This is a genomic window from Nocardiopsis sp. iso_237, assembly GCF_056173345.1.
The window spans coordinates 5245761-5267247 of record NZ_CM149669.1 but is presented as its reverse complement, the minus strand read 5'-3'; the positions used below and the strand labels follow the sequence as shown (position 1 = coordinate 5267247).

Genomic DNA, 21487 nt, shown 5'->3' with positions numbered 1-21487 from the left:
GTTCAAGGATTATGGCTGAGGTCCTCGTCCTCGTCGACCACGTCGACGGACAGGTCAAGAAGGTCACCACCGAGCTGCTGACCGCTGCGCGCCGCATCGGTGAGCCCGCCGCGGTGTGGGTCGGAGACGGTGTGGAGTCGGGCCGGGCCGCGCTGGCCGAGTTCGGCGCCGAGAAGGTCTACGTGGCTCCGGCCGAGGTGAACGACTACGTCGTCGCGCCCAGGGCCGAGCTGCTCGCCAAGCTCGCGCAGGAGAAGGGCGCCGCCGCCATCCTCGTCTCGGCCACCGCCGAGAACAAGGAGATCGCCGGTCGCACCGCCGTGAAGCTGGGCTCGGGTGTGCTCACCGACGTCGTCGACGTCAACGCCGAGGTCGTCACCGAGCACAGCGTCTTCGGTGGCGCCACCGTCACGCACGCCCGCGTCACCACCGGTGTCCCGGTCGTCGCGGTCCGCCCGAACTCCGTCGTGCCGGAGGCCGCCGCCGGCGCCGCCGCCGAGGAGGCCGTGGCGGTCGAGATCTCCGACGCAGCCAAGACCGCCAAGGTCGTCGAGCGCGTCGTCCAGGAGAAGGGCGCGCGCCCCGAGCTCACCGAGGCCGCCATCGTGGTCTCCGGTGGTCGCGGTGTGGGTTCGGACGACTTCAGCGTCGTCGAGAACCTGGCCGACTCCCTCGGTGCCGCCGTCGGTGCCTCGCGCGCCGTCGTCGACTCCGGCTGGTACCCGAACCAGTTCCAGGTCGGCCAGACCGGTAAGACGGTCAGCCCGAACCTGTACGTCGCCCTGGGCATCTCCGGCGCGATCCAGCACCGGGCGGGTATGCAGACCTCGAAGAACATCGTCGCGGTCAACAAGGACCCCGAGGCGCCGATCTTCGAGCTCGCGGACTTCGGTGTCGTGGGTGACCTGCACACGGTCGCCCCGCAGCTGACCGAGGAGATCAACAAGCGCAAGTAACCGCGCTTCGCGTGTCCAAGCCGACGCCCGGCCGGAGAAGACTCCGACCGGGCGTCGGCTTTCGTCGTGGAGGGGTGCTTCGGGTCAGTCTCCCCATGCCCAGCGGTCTCCCTCGGGCCAGATGCAGGGGGAGGAGACCGACAACGACAGATACCCCTCAACGCTGGTCTTGACGTTCAGGTCGAACCCGTCCTCACTGTGCGAGGCGCCGACGCGAAGTTTCTGGGGGCGTTCGTCGCGGGTGATCTCGTAGCCGTTGTCCTGCCAGTGTCGGACCAGCGCGTCGACGTTGGCTTCGTTGTCCTCCTCCGGGAGGCCGTCCAGCCAGAACAACTGGGACACCCAGATCTGGTCCTCGGAGGAGTCACAGGGCGGCGCGTTGATCCTTTCGGTGGTGTCGAGTTCGAGCTCGTCGGGGAGGGCGTTCGCGGCGGCGGTCGCGTGTTCTTCGAGTCGTTCCGCGGCCTCGTCGCGGGTGATGCTCGTGCTGGGGGTGCAACCGATGGTGATCATCGTCAGGACGATGAAGAGCACTGTCCGCAACGGACCTTGGACACTTCGAATCATGGGTATTACCTAGTTCGTGTTCGCTTGGCCGGCGATGATCTGGCCAATCCGTTCGAGTGAATCGGAATCGTTCTCGAAATACTCCGAGTGGGCATCCCCGAAAGGGATCTTTCCCCACTTGGATCCCGGACTCGAAGCGAACGTATTGGCTCCGAATTGCTCGTCTGTGGGGTCGGGGCCAAGCGGGAAGCCGGTGACCCAAGTGATCTGGTCGTTCTCGGCGGTGGAAGTGTGCACGTTCTCCGCAGGTAGGCCCAGGTGGTCTGCATGGGTTGTGCCACTTCCTGGGCTTCCCACGAGGACGATCTCGTCCGCATCCAGTCCCCGCTCGCTCCAGGCCGTGTGGCCGACCACGGTGGATCCGTAGCTGTGTCCGATGACGGTGTTGTGCGAAGGGGAGGTGTTCTGGTGGGTGGCGCGTAGACCGTCCTGGAAGGCGCCGAGTTCCTCCACCGCGTTCTCGGCGTGCTCCCTTTCCGCTGCCTCCGGACCTTGTGGAGCGTCGTAGCCGATCCAGGCGATGACGGAGTGGTTCGACTCCTGGCTCTCGCTATGCGCTTGCGTCGCTATCTGGCCCGCGTACTCGAACTGGCCGTTGACGTTTCGCCAGTCGGCGTTGGTACCCGGCACAAGGGTGCCCACGTTGTCTGCAGTGTCCGGGTTGCCATGGGCGACGATCGCCCGGCCCGCGTTCTCGGTGTCAAGGGACAGCAGGAACCGGTGCTCGTGATGTGCCTCCGGCTCGCCTTTCAGCTCCTTGCCCTCCACGTTGTTGCGCAGGCCCCGAAGTGTGGAAATGTCCTGTGTGAGTTCACTGATGGTCTCGCTGGTCTCCAACCGGGTGAAGGAATTACCGGGGCCCGGGTTGCTCCTGTGCTCCTCCCGTGCTTCCTCAAGGTCCTCTTCGAGACGTTCGATCTCATTGTCGAGGTGTTCGCGGTTGAGCTCGTCGCGCACGCTGGCGGGGATACCGTCGAGGTCGCGAAGGAGTTCGGGGTGGTCCTCCATGGCCTCCCGTTGTTCCTCCTCCGTCATGTAGGTCCACCACAGGTTGACGACTGCGGGGGGTTCGTCTCCGGTCAGCTCGTCGGGGACCATGCTCGGGACGGCGTCTCCGAGGTAGGTCAGTTGTGCTCCGGTGAGTAGGCCCGCTTCGACGAGTCGTTCCAGGGTGGCTTCATCGGGGCCGTCGCGCAGGTCCTTCTTGGTCTGGTCGGCTTGCTCCATCAGGGTCTCCCAGCGCCCCGAGTGCTCGGAGAGCAGTTCGATGCGCAGAGTCTCCAGTTCCTCGATCTTGTCTGCTTTGACGGGCGCGGAGGACAGGGAGCCGTGCATGTTGGGTTTGGAACTGATATTGGACACGGCCGACTCCGCGTCGGCTTTGGCCTCATCCCATCGTCGCTGGATGCTGGCTCGTTCGGCGCGGTAGGTCCCGATGTCGCTCGCCCACAGGCGCAGAGTCCCCGCCCCGTAGGTCAGGGCCTTGGTGGCCTCTTCCCAAGCCATCAGTTCGGTGGAGGATGCCGTGACGATGTTCCAGGCGATGAGGTCAGTGAACTCCCCCGACGCGGTGCGGAACTGGGTGTCGGTGGTCTCGGCGTCGCCGAGCATGGTCTGGCGGAGTTGAACGAGATCATCGGCGCCCGATTCGATGTCGCCGATCTCGGCTTCGATGTCGCTGGGTAGTCCGAGGTGCAGGTCGGCGAAATCGGTCATGGCTGTGTCTGTCTCCGGGGCTCAGGTAGGGGCCTGGCGCTAGTCAAGGGGCTCGCGAGCTAGAAGTTGATCTGGATGTCGAGGGCTTCCAAACCCTCTTGGAACTCCTCGGCGTTCTCGTGGTCGGTGTCCGCGATCGCGAGGTCGGCGCCTTGTACGTTCTGGGCCAGATTGATGCCGTTCTGGGCGACCTGGCCCAAGTGGAGGACGGTCTCTTCCTCGTAGTCGCCGATGGCGGAGGACACGTGTTCGGACACGGCGGATCGTAGGTCCGAGGTGATGAGTTCCAGGTCCCTTCCGAGGAACACCATTGCCTCGGCGAGCGCCTCCGCCTGTTCGGCCTCGCTCATCGCCTCGATCGGGTTGACTCCGGCCTCTTCGGACACGATTCACTCCAATCGGGAAAGGGAAGGATGTCGCGATGCTACAGAAAGTGCTTGTTCGCGTGCACGTTCAGAAGCAAGGCCCTCGCGATCTGGCCGGAATCGGCCCCAACAGGCGAGCCTGCTGTGTCAGTTGATCCATCTCCAGCGGTCTTTCCCGGGCCAGATGCAGGGGGAGGAGACGGTCATCGACAGATACCCCTCGACACTGACCTGGACGTAGAGTCCGAAGTCGTCTTCGGTGTCGGTGACGGAGACGAAGAGTTCATCGGGGCGTTCGTCTGCGGTGATCTCGTAGCCGTTGTCCTGCCAGTGTTGGACGAGGGTGTCGACGTTGGTGTCGTTGTCCTCCTCCGGGAGGGCATCCAGCCAGTAGGACCTCGAGAGGCGGATACGGTCCTCGGAGGACCCGCAGGTTGGTGCGCTGAGCTTGTTGGAGGGGTCGAGTTCGAGCTCGTCGGGGAGGGCGTCCGCGGCGGCGGTCGCGTGTTCTTCGAGTCGTTCCTCGGCCTCGTCGCGGGTGATGCTCGTGCTGGGGGTGCAACCGGCGGCGATCACGGCCAGGGCGGCGGCGAGCGCCACCCGCCACGGTCCTTTGATGGATACGCGCATAAGGGATTCCTGGTTCGTGCCGGGGATGTCCCTGTAGATGCCGACGGGGCCGGGACCGTTCGCCAGCGGCTCGTGTCTTCGGGCCCGGAACGCGGGAACGCGCAGGTGGTTTGCGCTATGTGAAACGTTTGGTGTGGTTTTCAGGGGAAGTGTTCGGGTAGATCCCGCGAACGACGACCCTGAGGAGCGTTCATGCGAACGACGGTGCGCGCGGGACGACGCAAGGTGGAGGTCCGCCACTCCGACAAGTCGCTCTTCGGGCCCGGCGGGGCGACCAAGGCCGACCTGGCCGACTACTACGCGCGGATCGCACCGTTCATGCTGCCCTTGGTCAAGGGCCGCCCCGTGGCGTTGGAACGGTACGTCGAGGGGATCGAGTCCCCGGGCTTCCTCGTACAGCACCCCGCCCACCCCAAGTGGGTCCGGACCCTCTGGACCGCCTCCGGGCGGATGATGGAGTGCCACGAGGCGGCCACCCTCGTGTGGTGCGCGGACCAGGACGCCATCACCCTGCACTCGTGGTCCTCACGCACCCCTCGGCTGGGGGTGCCCGACCGGATGGTCATCGACCTCGACCCCCTGGACGGTTCGGAGGACTCCTTCGACTCCTGCCGTGACGCCGCGTGGAACGTGCGCGAGGTACTGTCCGACCTCGGCCTGGCCGCCTACGTGATGACCACGGGCTCCCGGGGGCTGCACGTCCACTCGCCGCTGCGGCCCGAGGTGGACGACATGGAGGTCCGGAGGCTGGCCAAGGCGGTCGCGGACCGGGTGGCTGCGCGTGCTCCGGACGAGTGGACCACCCGGGTGCGCAAGGCGGCCCGGCACGGCCGGATGTTCGTGGACTACCTGCGCAACGGGACCGGGCAGCTCGCGGTGGTGCCCTACGCGGTCCGGCCCAAGCCGGGAGCCCCGGTGGCGGCCCCGGTGACCTGGGAGGAACTGGACCGGCTCAGCACGTCGAGGGACTTCACCATCGAGATGGAGCGCGAGGAGTGCCCCTTCGCCGGGATGCGCAGGCACGCGCGGTCCCCGCGCCGGGCGCTCGCGCAGCTGGACCGGAGTGAGGGACGGGTGGTGCCCGGCCCCCGCGCCGGTCAGCGGGGATGACGCCGGTCAGCCTGAGGTCGATGGGCCCTGGGTGCTCTCGCTGAGCGAGAGCACGAAGCTGACTTCCGGTGTCTGGTCACCCTGGGTGAGTGTCATCGGCGTGGGGGTTCTGGGTGCTTTATGGTGTCTGACCTGCTTTCGTGGGTAATGGCCGCAGCTGGCCAGGCATTCAGGACGTTCGCCTCTGATTTCGGAGCGTGATCACGGGCAGGAGTGCGCGTGAGTCCCGAGTACCTTCCCCCATCGAAAGGCACTGCCATGCGCCTTGCCGTTGACGATCCCGTCTTCCGCAAGTCCACTCACAGCACCACCGCGAAGGAGTGCGTCGAGGTCGCGGTCCTGCGCACCCGTGCTCTCGTCCGCGACACCCAGAACCCGTGGCTCGGGGGCCTGGCCTTCCCGCGCACGGAGTGGGCGGCCCTGCTGGGTACCGCGAGAAGACCGGTCACCGCCTGCGCAGGACGATCAGCAGGTTCCAGGTGACGACCTCGCGCAGCAACGGCACGTGCACGATCGGCCTCATCCACGTGGGCAGGTAGCGCGGCCGCAGGTCCACGACGTCCACGTCGGTGCGGCCCCGGACCCAGCGGATCATCTCCCTGGCGTGCGCCGCGTACATGGTGCGCCCGAAGTCGTTCTTCGGCCGCCGTCCGTTCCTCCGCGTGAACCGCTCGGCCGCGTACGCGCCGCCCAGGTAGTGCCAGGGTGAGGTCTCGTGCCCTCCCCAGGGCGACAGCCAGAGCGTGTACGAGAGGAACACCAGGCCGCCGGGCCGGGTCACCCGCACCATCTCGTCGGCCATCCGCGTCCGGTCGGGCACGTGCTCCAGCACGTTGGAGGAGAAGCACACGTCCACGGTGCCCGTGCGCAGGGGCAGGTCGAGCGCGCTGCCCTGCACGGCGTTGGCGTCGGCCTCGCGCCCGTGCAGGGTCATCTCGTGCGCGTCCGAGTCCACGCACAGGCAGCGGGCGCCCTCGGCGCGCAGCGCGTCGGCGAAGTAGCCCGGTCCGCCGCCCACGTCGACGACCAGCCTGTCGTCGAGGGGCGTGTAGGAGCGGAGCTGGTCGACGGTGTCCCGGGCCAGCATCCCGTAGAAGAACGCCGGATCGCTCTGCTCCTTGCGGAACGCGGAGAACAGGCGGACGGAGCGGGCCAGGGTGGCGCGGAACGGCGCGGAGGTCATGCCCCGACCTCGATGTAGTGGCGCAGGTGGCGCCAGTGGTCCCCGCCCCAGTACTCGTCGGAGGCGGCGATCCGGTGGGGGAGGAGCTCGGAGATCCGCTCGGTGCGCAGGGTGTGCATCCTCATGGGAGCCGGGTAGCGCAGGATCACCCGCTGGGCCAGGGCCACCAGGGGCCAGGGCGCGTACCGGAACACCAGACCCTTGAAGGTCCGCCGCTCGGACTCGGGGACGCCGACCACCAGGGCCCCGCCGGGGCGCACCACGCGGGCGAACTCACGGAGATAGCCCTCCGCCAGGTCGGTGGGCAGGTGCTGGAGGACGAGGTCCGTGTACACCAGGTCGAAGGAGTCGTCCCCGAACTGGGAGAGGTCGGGCCGCTCGTTCAGCACGAACTCGATCCGGCCCCCGGAGCGGTCCAGGCGGCGTGCCTCGTCGAGCATGGGCGCGGAGATGTCCACGCCGACGACCTGGCGGAAGTGCGCGGCCAGTGCGTTGGAGAGCCGCCCGGCGCCACAGCCGAAGTCGAGGACGCGGTCGCGTTCGGGCGCGAGCCCGAGCTCGTCGAGACGACGGACCGCCGGGTCGATCTCCGCGCGGCCCGAGGCGAGGAACTCGTCGTCGTCCCACCCGCCGTCGCGCTTGTCCGGGTCGACGCAGACCGCCCACAGCGGCTCGGTGGAACCCAGTCGGGTCCAGTCACGGCGGACCTGTTCGAGCCCCACCGGCATCACCTCCACGGCACTGGTGACCACCCAGGAACTGGAGCTTGTTCCTGTTCTGGGTTCGCGGTCCATCAGGACCTGCGACAACGGTCAGAGAAGAAAGTGGAACGTGTTGTATTCTGGCACCCATTTTCCGGGATGGCCAACCTAGGGCGGGGAGAGTACCCATGTCGCCTGATTCCCCCACGGAGCGCGGCGCGGCCCCCAGCGTACGCAGGGCGGAGGAACCGCCCGACGAGGACCCCACGTACGGTGACGTGCTGGGCGAGAGTCTGGCCGGGTTGCGGGGGCTGCGGCGCGACCGGATCCTCCAGGTCGGGCTGCTGGTCGTCCTGGCGTCACTGGTCCTGAAGGCGTACGTCCTCAGCGAGTCGTACTTCGTGGAGGACGACTTCCTGTTCTTCGCCGCCGCGCACGCGCAGGACCTGTCTCCGGAGTACCTGCTGGAGCTGCACAAGGGCCACTTCATGCCGGGGGCCCTGTTCCTGGTGTACGTCCAGACCGCCTTCGGTCCGTTCCACTGGGCGTCGGCGGCGGGCACGATGCTGGTGCTCCAGGCGGTGGCCGTCCTGGCCTTCCTCCGCCTGCTGTGGGAGCTCTTCGGCCGCCGGTGGGCGCTGCTGGTCCCGCTGACGGTGTACGCGCTGGCGCCGTTGACCGTGCCCGTGCTGGGCTGGTGGTCGGCGGCGCTCAACGCGGTGCCCTTCCAGCTGGCGATCGTGTTGGCGCTCCTGTGGACCGTGCGCTACCTGCGCACCGGAAACGTCCTGTTCTCCTGGTGGGCCGCGGGCGCCGTGGTGTTCGGGATGCTGTTCTCGGTCAAGGCGCTCTTCCTGCCCTCGCTGGTGTTCGTGGTCGCGGTGGCCTTCCTGTACCCGGGGAACCTCCTGGAGTCCGTGCGCCACGCCTTCCGGCGCCACCCCGGGCACTGGTCGGCGATGGCGGGGATCAGCGCGGCCTACCTCGTCCTGTACCTGGCGCGGCAGCGGGCCTCCACGAGCGGCGAGGGCGCCTCGGTACCCGAGTCCGAGGTGGTGGCGCAGCTGGTGCGGCGGATGCTGGGCGAGGTCTTCCCGACCGGGGCCCTGGGCGGCCCCTTCGAGTGGGGACCGGTCACCCCGGCGGGCGGGCTGGTGGATCCGCTCGGCCCGGTCCTGGTCGGCGCGTGGGCCGTGTTCGCGGTGATCGTGCTGGTGAGCCTGTGGGTGCGGCGCACGTCCTGGCGGGCCTGGGCGATCCTGGCCGGGTACCTGGTGTTCGTGGACGCCGTGCCCACGGCCATCGCCCGGGGCGGTGTCTACGGTGAGGTGGGGTCGGACCCGCGCTACGTGGCCGACGCGGCCCTGGTGTTCGCCCTGGTGCTGGCCCTGGCCTTCCTCGCGACGAAGGAGGAGCGCGCCCGCGAGTGGGTGGAACGGAGGCGGCGGCGCCCGATCCAGCTGACCGGGCCCTCGCGGACCGTGTGGGTGGCGGCGGTCGCGGTCACCCTCGTCTACGCGGGCTCCGCCTCATACTCCACGTACACCTACGCCGGGACGCTGAGCGGCGACCGGCAGCGCGAGTACCTGGCCAACGTCCGGGCCTCCCTGGAGGACGTGCCCCGGGGAGCGGGCCTGTACAGCCGGGCCGTCCCCGACGACATCGTCCTGGAGTGGAACGGCCCGCGCAGGCTCAGCTCCTACGTGCTCTCCCCGCTGGCCGACCGCGAGGTGGCCGCCCGGATGTACGCGCCCGAGGAGTCCGACAGCGCCCACGTCTTCGACGACGAGGGGAACCTGGTGGAGGCCGCGCCGACCGCGCGCGCCAACGCCTTCAGCCCTTCGGAGGACGAGGAGTGCATGGCGAGCTGGGACGGCCTGATGTCCTGGAGCGTGTGGGAGGTCGGCGGGATCGAGCAGGTGGCGACCATCGGCTACACCTCCCAGGAGGACGCCGACCTGGTGGTGGTCGTCGGTGAGGAGGAGGTGGAGACCGAGCTCCCCGCCGCTCCCGACGGCGGGTTCTGGTACGTGCCGGTGAGCGAACGGGACACCACGTTCACGCTGTTCACCGACGCCGGAAGGACCTGTGTCACCTGGGCCTCGCTCGGTCAGCTGTTCCCGGCCAGCCAGGTGGCGGAGGAGGACGCGGAGGCCGAGGAGGGCGCCGAGGACGGGGGCTGAGCGCTCTCCCTCAGCGCCTCGCGGTGAAGAACCGACGTGACCAGCGTCGGCTGGGTTCCTCGACCAGGTGGTAGGTGAGCTTGCCCAACAGCACGCTGCCGATCAGCACCGGGACGATGTCCAGCCAGAACGACCCGGTGAAGATCTCCTGCCCGGTGAAGTCGCGCCACAGGTACAGGACGACGAACTGCCACAGGAACACCCCGTAGCTGATCGGCGCGAAGAAAACCATGACGGGGTGGCGCATCAATCCGTCGAGCCAGGCCCCGTCGGTCCACGTGGCGAGCGCGCGCAGCCGTCGGCGCGGGCCCTCGGGCGCGGGCGGGGCCAGGGCCACCGGGGCGACGACGAAGAACGCGAAGCCGATGCTGGTGGTCGACTCGACGACCGACACCCACAGGTTGCCGGGTTCGAAGAACCGGCCCCCGGCGGCGGGGGTGGCCTCCAGGACGTAGAACGTGGCGGCGACCGCCCAGCAGAGCCCCGGCGAGGTGCCGACGGTCCGGCAGAACCGGCGGACCGGGCCGTCGGGGCCGCTCTCCCGCCAGGCCCACTCGGAGAGGGTGGCCAGCGCCATCCCGACCGCGAACATGCCCATACAGCGCGGCAGCCAGGAGTGCATGAGCTCGCGGGGCTCCGGGAAGTACTGCGGGACCAGCGCCAGGTACGACAGCACCGTGATCACGACCAGTCCGCCGATGAGCCTGCGGCCGCGCGCGTCCACGCTCGCCCCGCCCCTGGCCCACAGGCCGAGGAAGACCGCGAAGAGCGGGAGTGTGAGGTAGAAGGCCACCTCGACCGACAGGCTCCACATCTGGCCGAGGCCCTCGGGTCCCGGACCCGCCCAGTGCGGGCTGGTGTTGAAGGGGAAGGTGAGGGTGAGCACCTCGGCCCAGTGCCGGACCGAGGCCAGGTGGTCGCCCGCGTACAGCACGAGGGCGACCGCGGCCACCACCCAGTAGGCGGGGAAGACGCGCATGACGCGTCGCCACAGGTAGGCGCGGGTGTTCGGCCCCCGTGTGCCGTCCAGCGCGGCCCGGGCCCAGGGGCGGTACAGCAGCACGCCGGAGAGGGCGAAGAACAGCGGCACCGCCATGGCCGAGGCGCTGAGGAGGGCCCCCACGGGTCCGGGGGCCAGGGCGTCACCGGTCTCCGTGGACACGTGGACCACCAGCACCATGAGGCAGGCCAGCCCGCGGACCCCGTCGAGGGCGTGGTGCCGACCGCTCACCTGCGGCAGCAGGAGCGCGGGGTCGGCGGTGGTGGTTCGGGCGCTGCCGGAGGTGGGGTCCTCGGGCGCGGAGGAAGTGGGCGCCATGGGGCCTTCCAGAACGGGAGGGAGCCGAAACGCGTTCTACTAGAACGTGTTATAAAAATTCAGACACGCCCAGGTGACGTCGTTCACTACTGGGCAGTACTCTACCCGGAACTGAACCTAGTTCCAGCTCTGACTCTCATCCGCCCAGGAGGGCACATGCGCCGTACCGTTGCGGTTGTTCTCATCGCGCTGGGGGTCTTCTGTCTCGCCTTGGCACCCATGATGCGCACGTGGATGTCCAGTTCCCTGATGAAGACTCCACTGGACTACTACAACCCCACCGTCAACGTCGGAGAGGTCACCTACTTCAACATCGAGGACGTCGAGCTCGTCGAGGACGCCGACGTGGAGGCGCACTCGACCATCCGGGCCGACGTGGCCTCCAGCACCGACGACGTGGTGGTGTGGGACCAGTTCACGTGGATCAAGGACGCCGAGACCGACTTCGGCATCAGCTCCACGAACCGCCGCGCCGGGCACGACCGCGTCACCGGTGAACTCGTCGACTGCTGCGACGCCATGATCAACGACGAGGCCGTCCAGCAGTCCGGGCAGGGGTGGAAGTTCCCCTTCTTCACCGAGCAGCGCGACCACGACTTCTTCGAGACCACCGTCCAGGAAGTCGTCCCCATGCAGTTCGAGGGCGTGGAGGAGGTCGACGGGGTCGAGGCCTACAAGTTCGTCCAGACCGTCGAGCCGACCGTCATCGACGAGCGCGAGATCCCGCGTTCGGTCGCCGGGCTGGAGGGCGACGGTGACGTGGTCGGAGACGAGACCTTCTCCATCGTCCGGACCTACTGGATCGAGCCGGTCAGCGGTTCCCCCATCGACATGAGCGAGGAGCACCACCGCGTCGTCGTCGTCGACGGCGAGGAGGTCCTCACCCTGCTCAGCGGTGAGCTCCGGTTCGACGACGCCACCCGCGCCGCCGCGATCGAGAACAGCGAGCAGGCCCGCACCGTCCTGCCGATGCTGCACACCACGCTGCCCATCGGCGCGCTGGTGCTCGGCGCCGGGTTCGTCGGCATCGCGGTCGTCCTGCTGGTCACCGGCCGCCGCACCGAGAACCACGGCTGACACCCTCCACGGAAGCGCCCACCCCCCGGGCGCCGCCCCCGCGCCGCCTGACCCCGGCGCCCACGGCCCCGCACCGTGACGGCCGCCCCGCGGCCGTACCGCAGGCACCACCGGCCGGACCGCCCACCCCCCTCACGGGCGGTCCGGCCGCCACACTCTTCGCGATCACCAGGAGGGGGCGCGCATGCACCGCACCGGCGCCCTCGTCCGGGCCTGCCGCCCCCGCCAGTGGCTGAAGAACCTGCTGGTGTTCGCCGCCCCCGCCACCGCCGGAGCGCTCGGTGACCCCCGCACCCTGCTGCTCTGCTCGGCCGCCTTCGCCCTCTTCTGCCTGGCCGCCAGCGGCACCTACCTGCTCAACGACGTCCGGGACGCGGCCCGTGACCGCGAGCACCCCCGCAAGCGGGACCGGCCGGTCGCCTCCGGGGACCTCCCGGCCCCGCTCGCCCTGGCCGTCGGGGTGCTGTTCGTGACCGCCGCGCCCCTGGCCTCGCTGGCCCTGGGAAACGCGGGGCTCACCCTGGTGCTCGTCGGGTACGTCCTGCTCACCCTGGCCTACACGCTCCGGCTCAAGGACGTCGTCGTCTGCGACCTGGTCGCGGTCGCCTCCTGCCACATGCTCCGGGCCATGGCGGGCGGGATCGTGGTCGGGGTACCGCTGACCTCGTGGTTCGTCATCGTGGTGGCGCTCGCCGCGCTGCTGGTGGTGGTCGGCAAGCGCGAGGCGGAGCTGCGCGTCACCGCCGTCCCGGGGGACGGGTCCACCGCGCACCCCACGCGCACGGCGCTGCTCGGCTACACGCCCGGCTACCTGTCCCACATGCGCGTCATGGCCTCCGGTGCCATGATCGTCACCTACTGCCTCTGGGCGCTGGAACAGGGTGGTGGACCGCAGTCCGTGTTCCACGCCGCCAGTATCGTTCCGTTCATCATGTTCGTGCTCCGCTACAACCTTCTCGTGGACCGGGGCGCGGGCGAGGAACCCGAGGAGATCGCGTTGCGGGACCGCCCGCTCCAGCTCGCCCTCGTCGCCCTCGCCCTCCTGGTCGGACTGGGGATCTACCTGTGAGCCGCCCGACCCTCCTCACCGGCTGGGGCCGCACCGCCCCGACCGCCGCGCACGTGGTGCGCCCCCGCACCGCCGAACAGGCCGCCCGGATGCTCGCCGAGGCCGGGCCGCGCGGCGCCCTCGCCCGGGGGCTGGGCCGTTCCTACGGGGACGCCGCCCAGGCCGCGGGCGGAACCGTGCTGGACTGCTCCGAACTGACCGGGCCGCCACGCCTGGACACCGAGAGGCGGGAGCTCACCGCGCCCGCCGGGACCAGCCTGGGACGGATCATCGCGCACCTGCTGCGCCGCGGGTACTTCGTGCCCGTCACCCCCGGGACCAGGCACGTCACCCTCGGCGGAGCGATCGCCGCCGACGTGCACGGCAAGAACCACCACGCGGACTCCTCCCTGGGCGCCCATGTGCGCGCCCTGACCCTGCTCACTCCCACGGGGGAGGCGCACCGGCTCGGCCCCGACGGCCCGGACCCCGACCTGTTCTGGGCCACTGTCGGCGGGATGGGCCTGACCGGGGTGATCACCGAGGCGACCATCGGCGTGCACCCGGTGGAGACCGCCTACGCCCGGGTGGACACCGACCGCACCCCGGACCTCGACTCCACGCTGGACCTCATGGCGCGCTCCGACCACGCGTACCGGTACACGGTGTGCTGGGTCGATCTCCTGGCCCGGGGCGGTTCCCTCGGGCGCGGCGTGCTGACCCGCGCCCACCATGCTCTCCGCGCCGACCTGCCCGCGCCCCAGCGCCGCGACCCCCTGCGGCACCGGCCCGGGACCCCGCTGGCGGCACCGCCCTGGGCCCCGCCGAGGCTGCTCAACCGCTGGACGGTGGGCGCCTTCAACGCCGCCTACCACCGCGCCGCGCCTCTGCGGGAACGGGGCCGCGCCCAGCCGCTCGGCGGGTTCTTCCACCCCTTGGACGCGGTGGAGGGCTGGAACCGGATGTACGGGCCGCGCGGGTTCGTCCAGTACCAGTTCGTCGTGCCCTTCGGGGAGGAGGACACCCTGCGCGCCGTGGCGGAGGGGCTGTCCCGGGTGGGCGCTCCCTCGTTCCTGGCCGTCCTCAAACGGATGGGCGCGCCCACCCCCGGGCCGTTGTCGTTCCCGCGCCCCGGCTGGACCCTGGCCCTGGACCTGCCCGCCGAACTCCCCGGGCTCGCGCGCCTCCTGGACGGGTTCGACGAGCGCGTCCTGGCGGCCGGCGGACGCGTGTACCTGGCCAAGGACGGCCGGGCCCGGCCGGAGACCGTGCACGCCATGTACCCCGGACTGCCCGACTGGCGGGCCACCCGCGCCCGCGTGGACCCGGACGGCGTCCTCGTCTCGGACCTCGCCCGACGCCTGCGACTCGTCTGACCCTCCGCACCAAGTAGCCACCTGTCCCGGAAGGACCCGCCCATGCGTGACTCGCTGGGAAGCGTACGAACCGTCCTGCTGCTCGGCGGCCGCAGCGAGATCGGCCTGGCCGTCGTGGAACGGTTGGTCCGCGAGGGCGCCCGCGAGGTGGTGCTGGCGGCGCGCGGCGGGGTGGCCGAGCCGCCGGAGGTGTTCGGTTCGCTGGGCGCCACGGCGCACTCCCTGGCGTTCGACGCCGAGGCCCCGGGCACCCACGCCGCCACGGTGGCCGCCGCAGTGGAACTGGTGGGCGACCTGGACGTGGTGGTGGACGCCTTCGGGGTGCTGGGCGACCAGACGGCGTACGAGGCGGACCCGCTCGCCGCCGCCCGCGCGGGCGCCGTGAACTACACCGGGCACGTGTCCGTGGACCTGGCCGTCGCCGCGCGGCTGCGCGAGCAGGGCCACGGAACCCTGGTGGTGCTGTCGTCGGTGGCCGGGGTGCGGGTGCGCCGGGCCAACTTCGTGTACGGCTCCGCCAAGGCCGGGCTCGACGGGTTCGCCCAGGGGCTGGCCGACTCCCTGCACGGCTCGGGCGCCCGGGTCCTGGTGGTCCGGCCCGGCTACGTGGCCACCCGGATGTCGCGGCACGTGGATCCGGCGCCGTTCCCCGCCACCCCCGCACAGGTGGCCGAGTCGGTGTCCCGGGGTCTGCGCGGCAACGCCACCACGGTGTGGGCCCCGCGCGTGCTCCGGCCGTTGTTCACGGGCATGCGGCTGGTGCCCCGCCCGCTGTGGCGCCGCCTGGGCCGCTAGCGGGCGACGGCGCGCGGGCCGGGGCGGTCAGTCGGTCCCGGCGCGTCGGCCCAGGTAGGCAGCGACGATCCGGCGCAGCTCCGCGCCGTCCTCGGCCGTGTCGAACTCCTCGTCGTCACTGATCAGGTATCCGGCGTCGGTGAGCGCCACGATCCAGCGCGCCGCGCGTCGCGGGTCCACGGGAGTCCGGAAGACACCCGACTCCTGTCCCGCCGCGACGATCTCCGCGAGGCTGGCCCGGGTGCTCTCGTCCTTGGCCACGACCGTGGCGCCGAACTCCGGGTCGCGCTGGGCCAGCTGGATCATGGCCCCGGCCAGGCCGGGGGCGATCGGGTCGCCCAGGTCCGCCGTGAGGAGGTCGAGGACCTCGTCCAGCGCCCGGTCCGGGTCGGTCCGGTCGATCCGTTCCAGACCGGTGGTGACCGTGGCGAGGTCGTCCGTGACGATCGCCAGGAACATGGTGCGCTTGTCCGGGAAGTAGTGGAACAGGGTGCCCGAGCCCACGCCCGCCCGTTTGCAGACCGCCGCGGTGGTGGCGCCGTCGTACCCCCGCTCGGCGAACACCTCGGCCGCAGCGCCGAGGATCGCGGCCCGGCGCGCCGCGTGCTTCTCCGGATCGACCGTCCGCATGTGCGGCTGCTCCGTTCGTCGGGGGCGTTCTGGTCCTGGGCACAGTTAAGCGCCTTATTATTGTAGTGCTTACTCTATTAATGACGTACGCTGACGCCATGAACAGTTCACGGGGGCCGGTGGCGGCCCGGGGGCGGGCGCTCGGACCCGACCTGGCCCGGGGCGTGATGCTGCTGTGCATCGCGCTGGCCAACTCCCACTACTTCGTGCGCGGGGACGCCTACCTCGGCGGGTTCCCGATCGACGGCGGCTCCGTGGACCGCGCGGTCTCCTGGGCGATCGCCACCTTCGCGGACGGTCGCGCCTTCCCCATGTTCGGCCTGCTCTTCGGGTACGGCGTCGCCCTCCTGGTCAGCCGCAACACGAACGGGGACCGGCCCGCCGCCCGCAGGCTGCTGTGGCGGCGCGCGGCCGTACTGGTCGCCGTCGGTGTGGTGGACGGCTTCCTGTTCTACGCCGGGGACATCCTCGCGATGTACGGCGTCCTGCTGCTGCTCGGCTCCTTCGCGGTGTTCTGGCGCGACCGCTGGCTGCTGGCCGTGGCCGCCCTGTTCCTCCTGGTCACGTCCCTGCCGGACGCGGGGGTGTTCGGCACCGAGGGGCCGGACCCGGTGCTCCTGCCCCAGGACCCGCTGACCATGCTCACCGACCGCGCGGCGGCGGTGGCGCTGGTGTCGCTGGTCGGGCCGATCGGCTTCGCGGCACCGTTCCTGGTCGGGCTGTGGGCCGGGCGGCGCCGGATGCTGGAGCGGGAGGGGCGGCACCGCTGGCTCCTCGTCACCACGGCGGTGGCGGGACCGGTGATCGCCGTGCTGGGCGCGCAGCCGCTGGCCCTGGCCGTCGCGGGCGTCGTTCCGGTTCCTCCCGTGCAGGACCAGGCGGTCCTGGGCGCCCTGCACGGGGCGAGCGGGGTCGCGGGCGGGTTCGGCTACGCGGCGCTCATCGCGCTGGTGGCGCTGCGGATCGAACGCCGACCGAACCCCGGGCCGGTGGTGACCGCCCTGGCCTCGACCGGTCAGCGCTCCATGACCTGCTACCTCGCGCAGTCGCCGGTGTGGGCGGTGGTCTTCACCCCGTTCCTCCTCGACCTGTCCGGCACCCTCACGGTGGCGTCGACCGCCCTCCTGGCCACCGTGGTCTGGCTGACCACCGTCGTCCTCGCCGACCGGATGCGCCGGGCCGGACGACGGGGGCCGTTCGAGACCCTCGTACGGCGGGTGACCTACGGCCCCGATCGCAGGGTGGAGCCGAAGACCGGCGCGGAACACGGCGCCTAGGAGTCGGAGCCGGACCGCCCGCCGGAGAGGTCGGGGCGGGTGCTGGGCAGGAACATCGCGGGCACCATCGCCGCGGCGGTCAGACCTGTCATCCACCCGAAGGTCGCCTGGAAGGCGGTCTCGGGCCGTACGGTGTCGGAGAGCAGGGACGCGAGCAGGAGCGCCAGCGCGGCGGTGCCGACGGCGGCGCCCAGCCGCTGGGTGACGTTCAGGGCGCTGCTGGCCCGGGGCACCCGGTCCGAGGGCAGGCCCCGGTAGGCGGTGGCCAGCATCGGCACCATCGCCGCACCCAGCCCCAGCCCCCGGACGAACATCGCGGCGGCCAGCAGGGCGGGGGAGGTCTCCGGTCCGGCGAGGACGAACGGGGCGGTGGCGGCCGCGCCCACGAACAGGCCGCCCACCACCAGGTAGCGCGGTCCCACGTTGTCCGTGACCGGCCCCATGAACAGGTTCACCAGGGCCACGCCGGCGGCCATCGGTGCCATGAGCAGACCGGCGGTCATCGCGGAGGTGCCCTGGACCTGCTGGAAGAAGAGCGGCAGCAGGAACATGCCCGCCCACACGCAGATCCCGAAGACGAACATGAGCAGCGCGCCCAGCCGGAACAGCAGGTTCCGGAACAGGCGGAGGTCGATCACGGGCGGCGGGCCGCCGGGCCGCTCACGCAGGGCGTGCACCACGAAGCCGACGATGAGCAGCAGCCCCGCAGCGGCGAACAGCGGGGCCAGCGCCGAGCTCCCCAGCACCGACAGCCCGTGCAGCAGGGTCGCGATGCCGGGGGAGAGCAGGAGCAGCCCCACCACGTCGAGCCGTTCGGTGGCACGGGGGGTGCCCCTGGGCACCCCGCGCACGGCCAGGGCGATGGCGAGCAGGATGAACGGCACGGAGATCACGAAGATCCACCGCCATCCCAGCGTGTCCAGGACGATCCCGCCCAGCACCGGGCCGAGCGCGGGCGCCAGCTGGATGGGCACGCTGATCAGTCCGATCGCCCGGCCGAGGCGCTGGGGTCCGGCGGCCTGCACGAGGATCGTCATGACCAGCGGCAGGACCATGCCGCTACCCAGGCCGGTGAGCACGCGGAAGACGATCAGGCTCTCGATGGACCAGGCGGCGGAGCACAGCAGGGACCCCACCCCGAAGAACACCAGCGCGGTGATCCAGGTGGCCCGTTGGCCGTAGCGGTCGATCGCCCAGCCGGTCACCGGGATCACGGCGGCGGTGGAGAACAGGTAGGCGCTGGCCACCCACTGCGCGGTCGAGACCGGGGCGTCCAGGGCGCGGGAGAGGTGGTCCACGGCCACGTTGACGATGGTGGTGTCCAGGAGGGCGGCCATCGAACCGACCAACAGGACGGCGGCCAGCTTCACCAGCGGCCGGTCGAGCCGGTGGGGCGCCGGGGGAGGACCGACAGAGGGGCGCGCGGGGGGCGGGGAGGTCTGTGCGGGGTCGGCGGACACAGCGGAGGAGGAGTGGGGGTCGTGCTTCGCCATAACAGGTAAACTACACGGTGCAGTTTCGCGGGGGAACGGGGTTCTCCCCGGTCGGCGAGGGCACGAGGACAGAGGGCGAGAGATGACCGACACGTGCGGGGACGGGCGGGAGCGCCGGTCGGCGGTCAAACGCGAGGCCATCACGGAGGCCGCGCTGCGCGTGTTCCTCAGGGAGGGCTACGCGCGGGCCAGCGTCGACGCCATCGCCGCCGACGCGGGCGTGTCCAAGCGCACCATCTACAACCACTTCGAGGACAAGCAGCGGCTGTTCCTCACCATCGTCACCCAGAGCAGCGCCGTCCTGGCCGCCGACCACGCCGAGGCCACCGCCCGCCACCTCGGACCGGCCACCGACGCGCGGACGGCGCTGGTGGGCTTCGAGGACGAGTGGCTGTCACCGTGGGGGCGCAGGGCCGACCACACGGCCCTGGTCCGGCTGCTGATCGGGGAGGCCACGCACTTCCCCGAGGCGGCGCGCGCCTGGTCCGACAGCGGCTCGGAACTGGTGGTGGGGGCCCTGGCCGCCCACCTGCGCGCCCTGGCCGACCGGGGCCTGCTGGAGATCGCGGAGGGCGGGGAGGAGACCGCCGCCGGGCACTATCTGGCCCTGGTGCGCGGCCCCGCCAACAGCCGTTCGTTCTTCGGGGCGCTGCCGCTGTCGGACGAGGAGCGGATCGCGACGGTCCGCTCCGGGGTGGACGCCTTCCTGCGCATCCACGGTCCCGTCCGGGGCCGGTAGGGGCGGGGGCGGAGGGGGCCGCCCCCGCCCCCACCGGCGGGGATCAGCGCTCGGTCGCCTCGGACGCGGCACTCGCGGTCTCGGGTGCCCCGGCAGCGGCGTCCTCGACGGGGACGGAACCGGAGTCCTCGGACACACGAGGAGACGGGGCCAGGGACTGGCCGGGGGCGGGGACCCTCGCGCCGGTCGCGGCGACGTCCCGGGTCAGCATGTCGTGGGGGACCGGGCAGCCCTTCGGGAACGTGCCGATGCGGTCCGGCTCGTAGCCGTCGGGGTAGCTGCGGATGTTGGGGCTCATCCGGGCCCAGCGGGGCTCCTGGCGCGGCTTCATCCGCCGTACGACCCGCGCGCGCAGCCGCAGGGCGAGGTCGCCGCCCCTGCGCCAGAACGCCGAGGGCTCCGGGTAGTCGAAGGCCTTGATCAGCGGCGGGTCCAGCAGGGCCTTGGTGAAGGGGCGCACCAGCGGACGCTGCCAGGCCGGGTAGAAGTCCACCATCAGTCCGAGGGTGGCGTCCGAGACCGCGCGGCCTCCCTCGGTGAAGGCGAAGTGCTCCGCCTCGTAGGAGTCCATCAGCTCGCGGAACTCGGCGTAGGTCTCCGGGATGTCCTTGATCCCCATGTGCCTGCCGAGCTTGCGGTAGTAGTTCGTGCTGGCCGCGATCTCGTGGTCGCTCAGACGGCGCCAGCTGTACCCGTAGTCGTTCAGCCAGCGCACCGGCATGACGACGAACGTGCTCAGCACGTAGCGGTAGTCGTCGTTGCTGATGTCGTACGACCGGTGCATCTGGTTCATCCGGCGCAGCGCGTCACGCCCGCGACCCGGCCCGAAACCGTGCTCCATGATGTCGTTGAGGATGAGCGCGGTGTCGTCGTAGCGGTGCTGGGTGCGCGCGGTGAACTCGTGGGTGTCCCCGAGCAGCCGACCGATGGACGGGACCGCGTAGGTCCGGTACAGGGCCAGCCCCAGGGCCTGCTCCAGGTCCCAGGGGAACTCCAGGGTGCCCAGGATCCGGACGATCCTCTCGCAGTCGGCCTCCGCGTCCAGGCCGCGGATCTCGTCTCGCCAATGGAAACGCTGCATGGAACTCCACCTTCGTCCTGGACCTCCCGGGACGTGTGCCCCGGATTCCTCCGAACGCCCGCCGTCGAGGGCACCGCGCTGCCCCGCACTTTACCTGGAACCTACACGTGTACAACGGAAGGGGGAGGCCCCGCGCCGTCCGACACACGCGAAGGGGCGGGTGGAGGGGAGTGCCGAACCCCCTCCACCCGCCCCGCGTCGGACCGGCCGCGCCAGCCGTGACCGGCACGGATCAGGCCGCGACCTGCTCCGACACCCGGTTCATGAGCGCCAGCAGCACCTGCTTCGCGGACTCGCGCTCACGGGCGTCGCACAGCGTCACCGGAATGTCCGGGTTCAGGCTCAGCGCCTCACGCACCTCGTCCGGCTCGTACTGGTGCGCCCCGTCGAAGCAGTTCACCGCGACCACGAACGGCACCCCGCGCTGCTCGAAGAAGTCCACCGCGGCGAAACAGGTCTCCAGGCGGCGCGTGTCCGCGATGACGACCGCGCCCAGGGCGCCCTCGGACAGCTCCTCCCACATGAACCAGAAGCGCTCCTGACCCGGCGTGCCGAACAGGTACAGCACCAGGGCGGGGCTGATGGTGATGCGGCCGAAGTCCAGCGCCACCGTGGTGGTGGTCTTGGACTCCACGCCGGAGAGGTCGTCGATGCCGTAACTGGCCTCGGTCATCACCTCCTCGGTGCTCAGGGGGGCGATCTCGCTGACCGCGCCGACCAGGGTGGTCTTCCCGGCGCCGAAGCCCCCGGCGACCAGGATCTTGAGTGCCGAGGGGACGGGGGCCTCGGGGCCCGGGTCAGAGTCTCTGGATGCCATCGAGAACCGCCTGGAGTACGTCCCGGCTCACCGGGCTCTTAGCTGTGTAGGGGGCGCGGGCCAGGGCCAGCCCGCGGTTGAGCAGGTCACTGAGCAGGACCTTGACGACGGCCACCGGGATGTCCAGGTGGGCCGACACCTCGGCCACCGACAGGGGACGACGGCACAGCTCCAGGATGCGGAGCTGCTCCGGTTCGAGGGCCATCTCGTCGACCTCGGCCCTCTTGGCCGCGATCACCACGCTGATCATGTCCAGCTGGACGGCGTCGGCGTGGTCGCGTCCCTGCGCGATCACGTACGGCCGGACCAGCGGCCCCGCCTCCTCGCCCTCGGGAGCGTCCGCGTCGAACCCTCCGACGGCGTCGCGGTGCGGCAGGCCGTGCGGGGACTCACCAGGATCGAACTCGCTGTGTGCTTGCATACGA

Annotated in this window: 22 protein-coding genes; 10 read left to right on the top strand and 12 right to left on the bottom strand. The window is 70.7% G+C overall.

Annotated elements, in window-relative coordinates:
* The first annotated feature begins 11 nt into the window (after nt 1-11).
* Entirely contained in the window at nt 12-956 is a 945-nt protein-coding gene (locus AC0VYM_RS23750) for an electron transfer flavoprotein subunit alpha/FixB family protein (RefSeq protein ID WP_475455728.1), read from the top strand.
* A gap of 84 nt (nt 957-1040) precedes the next feature.
* Here the strand turns inward: AC0VYM_RS23750 and AC0VYM_RS23745 are convergent, their stop codons facing one another.
* From AC0VYM_RS23745 to AC0VYM_RS23730, 4 genes are all read right to left on the bottom strand, one after another.
* A complete protein-coding gene (locus AC0VYM_RS23745) occupies nt 1041-1490 on the bottom strand; it encodes a hypothetical protein (RefSeq protein WP_475455726.1) in 450 nt (149 codons plus the stop codon).
* A 42-nt stretch (nt 1491-1532) separates the two neighbouring features.
* The gene (locus tag AC0VYM_RS23740; protein WP_475455724.1) at nt 1533-3239 is read right to left on the bottom strand and encodes an alpha/beta hydrolase; all 1707 of its coding nucleotides are present in this window, start codon (nt 3237-3239) and stop codon (nt 1533-1535) included.
* 59 nt (nt 3240-3298) lie between these two features.
* Nucleotides 3299-3625, bottom strand: coding sequence for a hypothetical protein (locus AC0VYM_RS23735; RefSeq protein WP_475455722.1), 327 nt, complete (start codon nt 3623-3625; stop codon nt 3299-3301).
* 126 nt (nt 3626-3751) lie between these two features.
* Nucleotides 3752-4234, bottom strand: a complete 483-nt coding sequence (locus tag AC0VYM_RS23730; protein ID WP_475455720.1) for a hypothetical protein — start codon at nt 4232-4234, stop codon at nt 3752-3754.
* Between the two features lie 192 nt (nt 4235-4426).
* On the opposite strand from AC0VYM_RS23730, the gene ligD reads away from it, so the two are divergent.
* Nucleotides 4427-5344 carry a non-homologous end-joining DNA ligase gene (gene ligD / locus AC0VYM_RS23725; protein WP_475455718.1) on the top strand — a complete coding sequence of 306 codons (918 nt, stop codon included), beginning with the start codon at nt 4427-4429 and terminating at the stop codon, nt 5342-5344.
* Nucleotides 5345-5602: 258 nt separating this feature from the next.
* On the top strand, nt 5603-5827 hold the full coding sequence (locus tag AC0VYM_RS23720) for a DUF397 domain-containing protein (RefSeq protein WP_475455716.1): 225 nt from the start codon (nt 5603-5605) through the stop codon (nt 5825-5827).
* Here AC0VYM_RS23720 and AC0VYM_RS23715 read toward each other — a convergent pair.
* Both AC0VYM_RS23715 and AC0VYM_RS23710 read right to left on the bottom strand, forming a co-directional pair.
* Complete coding sequence (locus AC0VYM_RS23715) at nt 5790-6527, bottom strand: class I SAM-dependent methyltransferase (RefSeq protein WP_475455714.1); 738 nt, start codon at nt 6525-6527, stop codon at nt 5790-5792. The two genes, AC0VYM_RS23720 and AC0VYM_RS23715, sit on opposite strands and share 38 nt — an antisense overlap.
* Nucleotides 6524-7279 (bottom strand): class I SAM-dependent methyltransferase, encoded by a 756-nt coding sequence (locus tag AC0VYM_RS23710; protein ID WP_475455712.1) that lies wholly within the window; start codon nt 7277-7279, stop codon nt 6524-6526. The genes AC0VYM_RS23715 and AC0VYM_RS23710 overlap by 4 nt, the downstream gene beginning before the upstream one ends.
* 137 nt (nt 7280-7416) lie before the next feature.
* Between AC0VYM_RS23710 and AC0VYM_RS23705 the strand changes: the two genes are divergently transcribed.
* Nucleotides 7417-9411 carry a hypothetical protein gene (locus tag AC0VYM_RS23705; RefSeq protein WP_475455710.1) on the top strand — a complete coding sequence of 665 codons (1995 nt, stop codon included), beginning with the start codon at nt 7417-7419 and terminating at the stop codon, nt 9409-9411.
* Nucleotides 9412-9421: 10 nt separating this feature from the next.
* Here AC0VYM_RS23705 and AC0VYM_RS23700 read toward each other — a convergent pair whose 3' ends face one another.
* Nucleotides 9422-10729, bottom strand: a complete 1308-nt coding sequence (locus AC0VYM_RS23700; protein WP_475455708.1) for an acyltransferase family protein — start codon at nt 10727-10729, stop codon at nt 9422-9424.
* Nucleotides 10730-10885: 156 nt separating this feature from the next.
* Here AC0VYM_RS23700 and pgfA point away from each other — a divergent pair, with 156 nt between their 5' ends.
* From pgfA to AC0VYM_RS23680, 4 genes are all read left to right on the top strand, one after another.
* Nucleotides 10886-11806, top strand: coding sequence for a cell envelope lipid trafficking protein PgfA (gene pgfA, locus AC0VYM_RS23695; protein ID WP_475455706.1), 921 nt, complete (start codon nt 10886-10888; stop codon nt 11804-11806).
* A 184-nt stretch (nt 11807-11990) separates the two neighbouring features.
* Complete coding sequence (locus AC0VYM_RS23690; RefSeq protein WP_475455704.1) at nt 11991-12875, top strand: decaprenyl-phosphate phosphoribosyltransferase; 885 nt, start codon at nt 11991-11993, stop codon at nt 12873-12875.
* Nucleotides 12872-14230 (top strand): FAD-binding oxidoreductase, encoded by a 1359-nt coding sequence (locus tag AC0VYM_RS23685; protein ID WP_475455702.1) that lies wholly within the window; start codon nt 12872-12874, stop codon nt 14228-14230. The genes AC0VYM_RS23690 and AC0VYM_RS23685 overlap by 4 nt, the downstream gene beginning before the upstream one ends.
* Before the next feature lie 42 nt (nt 14231-14272).
* Nucleotides 14273-15025, top strand: coding sequence for an SDR family NAD(P)-dependent oxidoreductase (locus AC0VYM_RS23680; RefSeq protein ID WP_475455700.1), 753 nt, complete (start codon nt 14273-14275; stop codon nt 15023-15025).
* Nucleotides 15026-15052: 27 nt separating this feature from the next.
* Here AC0VYM_RS23680 and AC0VYM_RS23675 read toward each other — a convergent pair whose 3' ends face one another.
* On the bottom strand, nt 15053-15655 hold the full coding sequence (locus AC0VYM_RS23675) for a TetR/AcrR family transcriptional regulator (RefSeq protein WP_475455698.1): 603 nt from the start codon (nt 15653-15655) through the stop codon (nt 15053-15055).
* Nucleotides 15656-15753: 98 nt separating this feature from the next.
* Between AC0VYM_RS23675 and AC0VYM_RS23670 the strand changes: the two genes are divergently transcribed.
* Complete coding sequence (locus AC0VYM_RS23670) at nt 15754-16932, top strand: DUF418 domain-containing protein (protein WP_475455696.1); 1179 nt, start codon at nt 15754-15756, stop codon at nt 16930-16932.
* Here AC0VYM_RS23670 and AC0VYM_RS23665 read toward each other — a convergent pair.
* Complete coding sequence (locus AC0VYM_RS23665) at nt 16929-18425, bottom strand: MDR family MFS transporter (protein WP_475455694.1); 1497 nt, start codon at nt 18423-18425, stop codon at nt 16929-16931. The genes AC0VYM_RS23670 and AC0VYM_RS23665 overlap by 4 nt on opposite strands.
* Before the next feature lie 82 nt (nt 18426-18507).
* Here AC0VYM_RS23665 and AC0VYM_RS23660 point away from each other — a divergent pair, with 82 nt between their 5' ends.
* Nucleotides 18508-19164, top strand: a complete 657-nt coding sequence (locus AC0VYM_RS23660; RefSeq protein ID WP_475455692.1) for a TetR/AcrR family transcriptional regulator — start codon at nt 18508-18510, stop codon at nt 19162-19164.
* A gap of 43 nt (nt 19165-19207) precedes the next feature.
* On the opposite strand, the gene AC0VYM_RS23655 is transcribed toward AC0VYM_RS23660, so the two are convergent.
* From AC0VYM_RS23655 to AC0VYM_RS23645, 3 genes are all read right to left on the bottom strand, one after another.
* Nucleotides 19208-20245: an oxygenase MpaB family protein gene (locus AC0VYM_RS23655; RefSeq protein WP_475455690.1), complete on the bottom strand. Its 1038-nt coding sequence runs from the start codon at nt 20243-20245 to the stop codon at nt 19208-19210.
* A gap of 232 nt (nt 20246-20477) precedes the next feature.
* Nucleotides 20478-21062 carry a GTP-binding protein gene (locus tag AC0VYM_RS23650; RefSeq protein WP_475455688.1) on the bottom strand — a complete coding sequence of 195 codons (585 nt, stop codon included), beginning with the start codon at nt 21060-21062 and terminating at the stop codon, nt 20478-20480.
* Nucleotides 21043-21483, bottom strand: coding sequence for a DUF742 domain-containing protein (locus tag AC0VYM_RS23645; RefSeq protein ID WP_475455686.1), 441 nt, complete (start codon nt 21481-21483; stop codon nt 21043-21045). The genes AC0VYM_RS23650 and AC0VYM_RS23645 overlap by 20 nt, the downstream gene beginning before the upstream one ends.
* Nucleotides 21484-21487 lie beyond the last annotated feature (4 nt).

Bases quoted from the DNA above. Each gene is read 5' to 3' on its own strand.
- AC0VYM_RS23715 (WP_475455714.1), bottom strand. From the start codon at position 6,527: ATGACCTCCGCGCCGTTCCGCGCCACCCTGGCCCGCTCCGTCCGCCTG.
- AC0VYM_RS23690 (WP_475455704.1), top strand. From the start codon at position 11,991: ATGCACCGCACCGGCGCCCTCGTCCGGGCCTGCCGCCCCCGCCAGTGG.
- pgfA (WP_475455706.1), top strand. From the start codon at position 10,886: ATGCGCCGTACCGTTGCGGTTGTTCTCATCGCGCTGGGGGTCTTCTGT.
- AC0VYM_RS23655 (WP_475455690.1), bottom strand. From the start codon at position 20,245: ATGCAGCGTTTCCATTGGCGAGACGAGATCCGCGGCCTGGACGCGGAG.
- AC0VYM_RS23680 (WP_475455700.1), top strand. From the start codon at position 14,273: ATGCGTGACTCGCTGGGAAGCGTACGAACCGTCCTGCTGCTCGGCGGC.
- AC0VYM_RS23665 (WP_475455694.1), bottom strand. From the start codon at position 18,425: ATGGCGAAGCACGACCCCCACTCCTCCTCCGCTGTGTCCGCCGACCCC.
- AC0VYM_RS23750 (WP_475455728.1), top strand. From the start codon at position 12: ATGGCTGAGGTCCTCGTCCTCGTCGACCACGTCGACGGACAGGTCAAG.
- AC0VYM_RS23670 (WP_475455696.1), top strand. From the start codon at position 15,754: ATGAACAGTTCACGGGGGCCGGTGGCGGCCCGGGGGCGGGCGCTCGGA.
- AC0VYM_RS23705 (WP_475455710.1), top strand. From the start codon at position 7,417: ATGTCGCCTGATTCCCCCACGGAGCGCGGCGCGGCCCCCAGCGTACGC.
- AC0VYM_RS23700 (WP_475455708.1), bottom strand. From the start codon at position 10,729: ATGGCGCCCACTTCCTCCGCGCCCGAGGACCCCACCTCCGGCAGCGCC.
- AC0VYM_RS23720 (WP_475455716.1), top strand. From the start codon at position 5,603: ATGCGCCTTGCCGTTGACGATCCCGTCTTCCGCAAGTCCACTCACAGC.
- AC0VYM_RS23660 (WP_475455692.1), top strand. From the start codon at position 18,508: ATGACCGACACGTGCGGGGACGGGCGGGAGCGCCGGTCGGCGGTCAAA.
- AC0VYM_RS23645 (WP_475455686.1), bottom strand. From the start codon at position 21,483: ATGCAAGCACACAGCGAGTTCGATCCTGGTGAGTCCCCGCACGGCCTG.
- ligD (WP_475455718.1), top strand. From the start codon at position 4,427: ATGCGAACGACGGTGCGCGCGGGACGACGCAAGGTGGAGGTCCGCCAC.
- AC0VYM_RS23675 (WP_475455698.1), bottom strand. From the start codon at position 15,655: ATGCGGACGGTCGATCCGGAGAAGCACGCGGCGCGCCGGGCCGCGATC.
- AC0VYM_RS23740 (WP_475455724.1), bottom strand. From the start codon at position 3,239: ATGACCGATTTCGCCGACCTGCACCTCGGACTACCCAGCGACATCGAA.
- AC0VYM_RS23730 (WP_475455720.1), bottom strand. From the start codon at position 4,234: ATGCGCGTATCCATCAAAGGACCGTGGCGGGTGGCGCTCGCCGCCGCC.
- AC0VYM_RS23650 (WP_475455688.1), bottom strand. From the start codon at position 21,062: ATGGCATCCAGAGACTCTGACCCGGGCCCCGAGGCCCCCGTCCCCTCG.